3 protein-coding genes are annotated in these 1,505 nt (G+C 36.8%); all 3 read left to right on the forward strand.

Features of this window, described 5'->3' with window-relative positions:
• A partial coding sequence (locus H5158_RS22440; protein ID WP_182740954.1) for an ISAs1 family transposase occupies window positions 1-306 on the forward strand: 306 nt, incomplete at its 5' end.
• A gap of 44 nt (window positions 307-350) precedes the next feature.
• Complete coding sequence (locus H5158_RS22445; RefSeq protein WP_182734091.1) at window positions 351-629, forward strand: hypothetical protein; 279 nt, start codon at window positions 351-353, stop codon at window positions 627-629.
• Window positions 630-778: 149 nt separating this feature from the next.
• Complete coding sequence (locus tag H5158_RS22450; protein WP_182717833.1) at window positions 779-1,393, forward strand: hypothetical protein; 615 nt, start codon at window positions 779-781, stop codon at window positions 1,391-1,393.
• Window positions 1,394-1,505 lie beyond the last annotated feature (112 nt).

Raw genomic sequence — 1,505 nt, forward strand, 5'->3', positions numbered from 1 at the left:
AAAGTAAGCAATGAGTTATGCTATAGATACTACATCAGTTCAGCATATTTATCGGCGGAAGAACTCGCAAGATCCGCACGGCAACATTGGCAAATAGAGAATGGATTACATTGGCGTTTAGATGTTGGATTTAAAGAAGATGATTGCCGAATTAGGCGTGAAGGTGCAGCGCCTGTATTTGCGGGGCTGAGACACATCGCATTTAATCAGCTAAAAGCAGAAACAAGCTTTAATAAAGGCATGCCCGCAAAACAGAAAAAAGCTATGCGCAGTACAGGTTACCTTGAAAAGGTATTGAAATCATAGGCTTTTTTCATGCTCTTGCCCTGAAGTTTTATAGAGCAAAAGACGTGTATGCAACGAGTAACCCGTTTGACAACCCATTATCGTTTAAAAATGTAGAGTTTTCGCCACTTGAAGGAGATGTAATATTTAAACCTCTTGAAGTCAAAACTTACACTACGCTAATAAAAAGAGATAGATTGAATTTTGAAAAAGGCATTGAGTACGTTGTTTTTTCGGTAGTTATGGATGCGCAATATGTGATAGATAAAAAAAAGTCAAGATTCATTTCATTGCTTAGTAAGTTAGGAATAGTTGATGATTTACTTACCTTGCCTGATGATTAAACTAACAGAAAAGTAAATAGAGTCACCCTTTAGTAACAAAGTGAATAGGGTCAGGTCTTTCTTTTTGTCTTTATGTAATTAGTGGCAAAAAACAAGATCTGACCCCGATAGTTATATGACCCCGATAGTTATAAACCAGAGGAGAAATCATGGTGGTCGCGATAGGTCCGACGATTCTAGCTATTGCAAGTGTTGTTAGTACTAGTAATTTGCATGTTAGCTGTGGAGAAAGCGTTCTAAATAACCAGCATAAGCTAATGGTAATGAAGAAATTAAATGGCGCAAGGGGCAAATTCCATTTTAAATGTGGTGATACAATATTTGTAGAAGAGCCTTCGAATACTGATGGCATTTGCTACAAAAAACATTATGGCGTGGTTGGCGGATATAAAGTTGAGCCCTATGTTGCCACATTGGAAGTCGCTGTGACTAATCAAAGTTGTAACTTTGATGGAGCCATCCGTTTAGAGCCTACCGTTGCTATAGAAGATTATGGGGTTATCTGGAGGTTTATGGAAGAGTTGAGAAATAACAAAGAGAACGCCATTAAAAAAAGGGTGAATATGTTTGACTGGTTTTTTGACAGTCAATTAAATAAATTCACCAGTATTCCTGGCGCTGTTTCAATGAGTCCAGTAGTAACAGGCTTATTTGAAAAGAATGCATACTCTATAAAAGTTTATATAAATTCTCAATTGTGGAAAGCTAATATTCATTTGAAAGATAATAAAGTTGAAGTTACCTCCATATATTCAGTAGAGTAAAAAATAATGGGGTCAGGTCTCAGGGTAAGATCACGAACTTTATCTTGACTTAAAAGTATGATCTTATACTCCTTTTTAAGGAGCCCCCATGCCTGAGATTCAACTATTCAAC

The organism is Pseudoalteromonas sp. SR45-6, assembly GCF_014163545.1.
In the GTDB taxonomy this organism is placed as follows: Bacteria; Pseudomonadota; Gammaproteobacteria; order Enterobacterales; family Alteromonadaceae; genus Pseudoalteromonas; species Pseudoalteromonas rhizosphaerae.